The organism is Pseudactinotalea sp., from assembly GCF_048594945.1.
In the GTDB taxonomy this organism is placed as follows: domain Bacteria; phylum Actinomycetota; class Actinomycetes; order Actinomycetales; family Beutenbergiaceae; genus Pseudactinotalea.
In genome coordinates this window covers 1-8745 of sequence record NZ_JBMDXJ010000202.1, presented here as the reverse complement: position 1 = coordinate 8745, position 8745 = coordinate 1, and the positions used below count along the sequence as shown (strand labels likewise).

The window sequence follows — 8745 nt, the reverse complement described above, 5'->3', positions numbered from 1 at the left end:
AACGTCGCGCTCGCCGAGACGATCGAGTCGCTCGTGGCGGCCGGTGAGGCGGCCGGCGGTGGCAGGGAGCAGCAGATCGACGCCGCGCGTCGCGCCTTCTACTCGGGCTTCGTGGCCGAGGCGATCGAGGAGTTCGCTCGCACGCCGGCCTGGGATGGCGCCGTGGCGCACCCTGGGTTCCTCACGGCTGCTGACCTCGATGCCTGGACCGCGGCCGAGGAGGAACCTGCCGCCGTCGACGTGCTCGGCCATCGCGTGCTCAAGACCGCGGCCTGGGGGCAGGGGCCGGTGCTGCTGCAGCAGCTCCAGATGCTGGAGGCGCTCGGCGCCCACGAGCTTGAGCCGGGCTCGGCGGACCAGGTGCACGCCGTCGTCGAGGTGTCCAAGCTCGCCTTCGCGGATCGCGAGGCCTGGTACGGGGACGAGGGAGACGCCGCGCTCCTGGCCGCACTGCTCGAGCCGGCCTACGCACGCGAGCGAGCCGCGCTCGTGGGCGCGAACGCCGATGCGGCGCTGCGCCCCGGCACGCCGGGTGGCCGGGAAGCTCGCCTCGCGGCCGCCGCGGTGCGGGCGATGGCCGACGGCGGCACCTGGGCCGATGGTCTGGCCAGCGCTGTGCAGCCGGGCCAGGGCGAGCCCACGGTCCCGCGCGGCGACACCTGTCACCTCGACGTGGTGGACCGGTGGGGCAACGTGGTGGCCGCGACTCCGAGCGGTGCTTGGCTGCAGAGCTCACCCACGATTCCCGCACTCGGGTTCGCGCTGGGCACCCGCGGCCAGATGTTCCGGCTCGAGGAGGGGCTGCCGGCCTCGCTCGTGCCCGGTCGCCGGCCGCGCACCACGCTCAGTCCCGGCATGGTGCTCCGTGACGATGGCCGCCCGGCGCTCGCCTTCGGCACACCCGGCGGCGACCAGCAGGATCAGTGGACCGTGCCGTTCCTGCTGCGTCACCTCGCGCACGGGCAGGACCTGCAAGCGGCGATCGACGCGCCCTCATGGCACAGCACGCACGCGCCGAGCTCGTTCGCGCCGCGGGTCGCCGAGCTGCTGGGCGTGCACGTCGAAGAGCGACTCGGCACCGAGGTCATCACCGAGCTGCGCCGGCGTGGACACGACGTCACGGTCACCGGCCCGTGGTCGCTCGGCCGCATCAGCGCCGCCGGCATCCGCACCGACGGCATGCTGCACGCTGCCGCCAACCCACGCGGCATGCAGGGGTACGCCACCGGTCGATGACGGCGCCGGCACCGTTCACGGCGCCTACCATGGCCGGGATGGTCACGCAGAAGGACATCGCACGCCGCGCTGGCGTCTCGATCTCGGTGGTGTCCGCCGTGGTCAACGGAACCTCCCACACCCGCATGAGCGAGGAGACGCGGGAGCGCGTCGAAGCGGTGCTGGCGGAACTCGAGTACGTGCCCAACGATGCTGCTCGGGCGTTGCGGCGGCAGCGTGCAGGCACGATCGCCGTGGTCGTCGAGAAGGTCGACAACCCCGTGTACCGGGACATGTTCCACGGCATCTACGACGCCGCTGAGGCGCGCGGCTGGGCGGTGGTGCTCGGCGACACGATCTGGATGAAGTCCGGCAGCCACTTCCTGACCCGGTTGCTCGGGCGCGGTTCGATCGACGGCATCCTGATGCGTCACGACGGGATCATCGACGAGACCGTCATGCGGTTGCTGCAGACCCAGCAGACGCCGGTCGTCACGCTCGAGGGGCGCCATGCTCCGGACGGGCGATGGATCGCCGTCGACGACATCGGTGCCGGCGCGATCGCGACCGACCACCTCATCGAGCTCGGTCACCGCGAGATCGCCTACGTCGGCGGCGGGCGTGCCTTCGTCACCACCGCGAGGTACGACGGCTACGTCACCCGGATGGAGCGGGCGGGCCTGACGCCACGGGCGCTGGTCCCCACCGAGTTCGGCTATGACGCCGGCGCCCTCGGGCTCCCGTTGGCACTCGCACAGACACCACGCCCGACGGCGATCGTGGTCAACAATGTGATCTCGGGTATCGGTCTGCTCGCCGCAGCGCAGGACGCCGGCATCGACATCCCGGGTGAGCTGTCGGTGATCGCGATCCATGATGCCGAGGCTGCCGATCACGCTCGGCCGACGCTGACCACCGTCAGGTTGCCGATGGCCGAGCTCGGCCAGCGCGGCGTCGAAGAGATTGCCACGGCGCTGGAGGGCCGCCCGCCGCGGGCAGGGGTCATCCACGATCCCGCTCCGATGGTGGTCGTGCGCGGCAGTACGGCGCCTCCGCGCCGCCCTCGCTAGCTGGGGGAGTACGCCGTGGTCGGTGTCTGACGCGCTGTCGCTGACGCGACGTTGCGTCACAGTCCGGTAACAAGACTTGACGCACCCATGTGACCTCCGGCACAGTGTGACGCAACGATACGTCAGCACCGAGGCCGACCGCAAAGGCGCCGGCGCCATGGAGGAATCGAAGGTGACCCACCCCACCCCCCGCACGATCCTGCTCCGCTCGTCCTGGGCGAACGTGAACATCGGCGACGTCGCACACTCGCCGGGTCTGATCACGGCGCTGCTCGACGTCGCCCCGCAGGCCCGCATCATCCTGTGGGCGCAGCGACTGGGAGAGCGGGAAGAGGCGATGTTGCGGAGCGCGAACCCCACTGTCGAGGTGGTCCGCGGCGACATCGACGAGGCCGGCGAGCCCACGAGCGCCGAGCTGCGCGCCGCCTGGGAGTCCGCGGACGTGCTCGTGCACGGCTCCGGAGCCGGCGCCTTCCGTGACGACATCATGCTGGCCTGGCAGGCCCGGACCGGGCGGCCCTACGGCTACGCCGGCGTCACGGTCGACCCGCTCTGCCCGCCGGCGTGGGGTCCGCTGGACCAGCTCCGGACGATGGTGCAGGAGTTGCCGGCGACGTTCCTCGAGGACCGCACCCGCGCGACGCTCAGCGGCGCGGAGTTCTTCTTCGCCCGCGACTCGATCTCGCTGGAGTTCCTGCGCATCCAGGGCATCACGCCGGGGTTGCTGGAGTTCGGGCCCGATGGCACGTATGCCTACGGGCACCGGGACGAGCGCGCCGCCGAGGCGTTCCTGGCCGAGCGCGGCCTGGCGCCCGGCGCGTTCGGCTGCTTCGTGCCTCGCCTGCGCTACACCCCGTACCCCGACATCTACGGGACCGAGCGCACCCGCGAGTTCGACCGGAGGTACGCGATCAACGCCGGAACAGTCGGCGCGGACCTCGACGCGCTCGCCGCGGCGATCGCGGCCTGGGTCCGGGAGACCGGGCAGCCCGCCGTCGTCGTCCCCGAGATGAGCTACGCCGTCGAGCTGGCCCAGCAGGAGCTGGTCCCGCGCTTGGCCGACGACGTCGCCGAGCAGGTCCACGTGCTGGCGCGCTACTGGCCGCTGGAGGAGGCAAACGCGGTCTATGCGCGGGCCCGGGCCGTGGTCTCCATGGAGTGCCACTCGCCGATCTTGGCCTCGGTGCATGGCACCCCGACCCTCTACCTCCGGCAGCCCACCGACACCATCAAGGGCGAGATGTACGCCGACCTTGGTGCGGGCGCGGCGGTCGTCGAGATCGAGCGGGCCGGTGCGGCAGGCAGCGCCGCCGCGGTGAGCGCGCTGCTCGCCGACGAGAGCGCCGCTTGCGAGACCTCGACCGCGATGAACGAGGTGGCGCGGGACCGCCTGCGCGAGGTCGCCCGTACGATCCTGTTCGGTGAATCGGCGCCCGGGTACGCAGGTCACGGTCGGGAGGCGGATCTTGTCCCGGCTGGCTGAGCGGGCACCGAAGGCGGCAGCCACCGCCCCCTCGCCGAGCCCGGGCGCGCGACCCATGCGGCGCAGCACGCAGCCGCTGGCTCGATGGCGCCGTGACCGGCTGCTACTCCTGCTGGCCGTGCCCGGCGTGCTGGTGGTGCTGCTCTTCCACTATGTGCCCCTCCTCGGCAACGTCATCGCCTTCAAGGGCTACCAGCCGTTCCTGACGATCGGCGAGAGCCCGTGGGTGGGCTGGGAGAACTTCCGAGTGATCTTCTCGGGCGACCCGGTCTTTGTGAACGCGCTGACGAACACCGTCATCATCACGCTGATCCAGGTCGTGTTCGTGTTCCCGTTGCCGCTGGCGCTGGCGCTGCTGCTCAACGAGGTGATCTCGGAACGGCTCAAGCGAACCGTGCAGTCGATCCTCTACATGCCCCACTTCCTGTCATGGGTCATCGTGGTGGCGATCTTCCAGCAGGTGCTCGGCAACGCAGGGATGGTCAACACGTTCCTGCGGGGGGCGGACCTCGCCACCTTCTCGATCATCGGCGTGCCCGAGCTGTTCAAGGTGCTGATCACCAGCCAGGTGATCTGGAAGGACACCGGCTGGGGCACGATCATCTTCCTCGCTGCGATCAGTCGCGTGGACACCTCGCAGTACGAGGCCGCGGCGATGGACGGCGCGGGTGCGATGCGCCGGATGTGGCACGTGACGCTGCCGGCGATCCGGTCGGTGTTCATCCTGCTGCTGATCCTGCGCCTCGGTGACGCGCTCACCGTGGGCTTCGAGCAGATCATCCTGCAGCAAGGGGCCGTCGGCGCGACCGCGAGCGAGGTGCTGGACACCTACGTCTACAACCACGGCATCGTCGGTGGCAACTGGGGGCAAGCAGCCGCCGTCGGTCTGACGAAGGGCGTGATCTCGGTGCTCTTGGTGCTCGGCGCGAACAAGCTCGCGCATATGTTCGGCGAGCGAGGGGTGTACCAGAAATGACCACCACCTCCCCCCTGGGGCTCACCTCGAAGCCGCGCGCACCACGGCGCCCGCCGAAAGCTGGACGACCGGCCTGGATGGGCAAGCCCAACCGTGTGCTGATGGCCTTGCGCGGCCTGATCCTCGGGATCGGCTGCGCGGCTGTGATCCTGCCGTTCGTCGCCGTGATCTCCACCTCGCTGTCCACCCAGGAAGAAGTCACCGCCAACGGCGGGTTCGTGTTCTGGGTGCGAGAGCCCACGCTGGCCTCCTATCAGGCCATCTTGTCCGGCGGCGTGGTCACACGTGCGCTGGGGGTCAGCATCCTGATCACCGTCGCGGGCACGCTGCTCTCGCTGGTCTGCACCGCGGCGCTGGCGTACTCGCTCTCGCGACCGGGCTCGCTCGGCTCGCGCCCGATCCTGCTCGCCGTGCTGTTCACGATGCTGTTCAGCCCGGGCATGATCCCGATGTACCTGGTGGTCAAGCAGCTCGGCCTGCTCGACAACCTGCTCGCGCTGATCATGCCCGTGCTGATCAACGCCTTCAACGTGATCGTGATGCGGGAGTTCTTCCTCGACATCCCAGCCGAGCTCAACGAGTCGGCCCGCATCGACGGCGCGAACGACCTCACGATCCTCATGCGGATCGTGCTGCCGCTCTCCAAGGCCGTGATGGCCGTGATCGGCCTGTTCTACGCCGTCGGCTACTGGAACGCCTTCTTCAGCGCGCTGCTCTACATCAGCTCGCCGGAGAAGTGGCCACTGCAGCTCGTGCTGCGCACCTACGTCGTCAACGAGACACCCATGGGCGTCGACGACGTGGGTTCCGGGTCCGACAGCCTGCCCCCGCAGCTGTCGATCCAGATGGCGATCCTCGTCCTGTCCATCATCCCGATCCTGCTCGTCTACCCGTTCCTGCAGAAGCACTTCACCAAGGGGCTGATGATCGGCGCCGTCAAGGGCTGATCCGCACCCCACCACCCCCTCTCCTCCTCGATGTAGCGGAAGGTTTCCATGTCTGTCTCTGTCTCTCGACGCAACTTCCTCGGTCTGGCCGGCGCCCTCGGCACGATCGGTGCCGTGGCCGCCTGCTCCTCGCCCGGTGGCGGTGGATCGAACCCTGGCTCCACGGCCACCGGCGGCGGTGCCACGACCGGCCTGCTCCCGACCTACCAGGCGTTCGACGGCTTCCCCGCCGACCTCACCTCCAGCAATCCCGATGTCTCGCCGGGGTACTTCAGCTACCCCGCCTCGCCCACCGCCGTCACCGATGGCGCACCCGCCACCTCCGGCCAGGCGATCCGCGCGCTCACCTTCACCTACGACCCGGTGGCGCCGGAGATGGGGAGCAACGCGCTCTGGCAGAACCTCAACGAGGCACTGGGTGCTGAGCTCGATCTGGAGTACACCCCCTCCGCCGACTACAGCGCTCGGTTCGCGACCACGATCGCCGGCAACGACCTGCCCGACCTGGTGGCGATCCAAGGGCAGCACCAGCAGATGCCGGCGATGCTCGCAGCGAAGTTCACGGACCTGACCGAGCACCTCTCCGGTGACGCCGTGCTGGACTACCCGAACCTCGCCGCGTTGCCGACTCCCTCCTGGCTCGGCTCGGTCTACGACGGGAAGATCTGGGGCGTCCCGGTGCCGCGGTCGCTCATCGGCAACGTGCTCTACACCCGGGCCGACATCCTCGAGGAGCACGGCCTCTCGCTGCAGCCGGAGTCGCTCGAGGAGTTCATCGAGATGGCGGAGGCACTGACCGACGACCGCGCCGGTCGCTGGGCGTTCGGCCAGACGCCGTTCTCGCAGATGCTCGAAGTCAACGGGATCGCGAACTCGTGGTCGGTCGACGATGCCGGCACCTTCACCTTCAACGGAACCCTGCCCGGGTACGAGCAGGCGCTCGCCGACGCCGTCGCCCTCGACGAGGCCGGTGTGGTGCACCCGGATGGCAACGCGGCCCAGAACACCCAGCGGAACGAGTGGATGATGGCCGGCATCACCGCCTTCCAGATCGGCGGCTACGCGGGTTGGCCCAAGTTCTACATCCAGGGCGCCAACATCGATGGCTTCCGGCTCACCGGCATGCTCTCGCCGGCACGTGAAGCCGGCGGCACCATGGTCCGCACCGCGGGCAACCCGTCGTCGCACTTCAGCGCGATCGCCAAGCAGGACGACCCCGAGCGACTGCTGGAGATCCTGCGCGTGCTGGACTGGCTGGCCGCACCGTTCGGGAGCACCGAGTACATCACCCGCCGCTTCGGCGTGGAGGGCGAGACGTTCGACTTCGACGGCGCAGACCCGGTGCTCAACTCCGCGGGCGTCAACCAGGCGACGTTGCCGGTTCGGTACATCACCGAGAACTCACCGGTGATCTGGGAGTCGCAGAACGAGCAGGCCGTGCGCGACCAGTTCGACCACCAGGAGACGGGGCTGCAGTACACGATTCCCAACCCCACGGTAGGGCTGTACTCCGAGACCGCCGTCAGCAACGCGGCGAGCGCCCAGCAGGCGCTCACTGCGACCCAGGGTGAGATCCTGCTCGGCAACCAGCCGGTCACGGATTGGGGCCCCGCCGTCGAGGCCTACATGAGCGCCGTCGGCACCACGATCAAGGGCGAGTACGAGGCGGCCTGGGCCGAGCTCAACGGCTGATTCTCCACGGTGGGTCGGCGGCGTCACGCCGTCGACCCACCCTTCGTCCCCGCCTGCCCACCCACGCACCAGGAGGATCGATGACGATCCAGCACGCCCATTCCCGCCTCACCCGATCGACCCGGCGGCGCAGCACAGCCGCACTCGTTGCCGCCCTCGGGGCGGCACTCACCCTGACCGCGCTCGCACCCGCCAGCGCGGCACCCGACTCGCAGAGCGAGGCCGAGCCCGTGCTCACACCGCCCGAGGACATCGCCGCGTTGATCACCACCGCGCACCCGCGTCTGATGGTCGACGACGGCGCCCTGGCCGGGATCTCTGCTCGCGTCACCTCCGACGATCTCTCGGCCGAGCTGTACGACGACCTGCTGCTGCAGGCCGACGAGTACCTGGACGCTCCACTCGTGGAGTACGAGTTCGGCAACGGTCGCACGTTGCTGGAGGAGACGCGCGAGGTGCAGCGACGGATGTACGTGCTCGGCCTGGCGTACCGGCTCTCCGACGTCGCGGACTACGCCGAGCGCGCCTATGCCGAGATGGCCTCCGTGGCCGCGTTCCCGGACTGGAACCCCGAGAGCTTCCTCTCGGTCGCCGAACTGCTCAACGCGTTCGCCGTGGGGTATGACTGGCTCTACGACTGGATGGACCCGGAGCAGCGGTCGGTGGTGCGCGAGGCGATGGTCACGTTCGGGCTCGAGCCCGCGATCGCTCAGCACGAGAACGGTGCCTCCTGGACCACGGCGACGCACAACTGGAACATCGTGTGCAACAGCGGGATGATCATGGCCGCGCTCGCACTCGGGGACGAGGAGCCGGAGCTCGCGAACGAGGCGATGCATCATGCCTTCGACTCGCTGCCCACCGCGCTCGCGGAGTACGGGCCCGATGGTGGATATCCCGAGGGGATCGTGTACTGGGGGTACGCGACCCGGTTCCTGGTCTCGGCGATGTCCTCGCTGGAGACCGCGGTCGGTGACGACTTCGGGATCACCGAGACACCTGGGCTTGACCGGACCGTGGACTTCGCGATGGCGATGACCGGGCCGACCGGGCTGCAGTTCAACTACGCCGACGCCTCGACCGGCAACCACACCGGGTCGCCTGCCACGCACTGGCTGGCCGACCACTACGGCCAGCCGGCCTATGCGTGGTGGGGTGAGGCGGGTGCCGAGCAGGCGCCGCGGACGCTGCCGCCGCTGCATCTGATGTGGCAGGGCCTGGTGACCCCGGTCCCGCCGAACGAGGCGGAGCTGCCGCTGGACCGCGAGTTCCACGCCACCACGACCTACCTCTCGCGCAGCGGGTGGGACAGCCAGACGGCGAACTTCTTCGGCTTCCGTGCGGGCAACAACGCCGCCAACC

The 8745-nt window shown here is 69.6% G+C and carries 7 protein-coding genes; all 7 read left to right on the top strand.

Features of this window, described 5'->3' with window-relative positions; genetic code table 11:
- Positions 1-1236, top strand: a 1236-nt coding sequence (locus tag ACOJSN_RS08945) for a gamma-glutamyltransferase (protein WP_420112151.1), incomplete at its 5' end; no start/stop codon positions are given.
- Between the two features lie 38 nt (positions 1237-1274).
- The gene (locus ACOJSN_RS08940) at positions 1275-2285 is read left to right on the top strand and encodes a LacI family DNA-binding transcriptional regulator (RefSeq protein WP_420112150.1); all 1011 of its coding nucleotides are present in this window, start codon (positions 1275-1277) and stop codon (positions 2283-2285) included.
- A gap of 172 nt (positions 2286-2457) precedes the next feature.
- The gene (locus ACOJSN_RS08935) at positions 2458-3768 is read left to right on the top strand and encodes a polysaccharide pyruvyl transferase family protein (RefSeq protein WP_420112149.1); all 1311 of its coding nucleotides are present in this window, start codon (positions 2458-2460) and stop codon (positions 3766-3768) included.
- Positions 3752-4744 carry an ABC transporter permease gene (locus ACOJSN_RS08930; protein WP_420112148.1) on the top strand — a complete coding sequence of 331 codons (993 nt, stop codon included), beginning with the start codon at positions 3752-3754 and terminating at the stop codon, positions 4742-4744. Before ACOJSN_RS08935 ends, ACOJSN_RS08930 begins: the two co-directional genes overlap by 17 nt.
- Before the next feature lie 77 nt (positions 4745-4821).
- Positions 4822-5691, top strand: coding sequence for a carbohydrate ABC transporter permease (locus tag ACOJSN_RS08925; RefSeq protein ID WP_420112147.1), 870 nt, complete (start codon positions 4822-4824; stop codon positions 5689-5691).
- Positions 5692-5739: 48 nt separating this feature from the next.
- The gene (locus tag ACOJSN_RS08920; RefSeq protein WP_420112146.1) at positions 5740-7383 is read left to right on the top strand and encodes an extracellular solute-binding protein; all 1644 of its coding nucleotides are present in this window, start codon (positions 5740-5742) and stop codon (positions 7381-7383) included.
- A gap of 80 nt (positions 7384-7463) precedes the next feature.
- The coding region (locus ACOJSN_RS08915; protein WP_420112145.1) for a DUF4962 domain-containing protein at positions 7464-8745 on the top strand (1282 nt) is incomplete at its 3' end.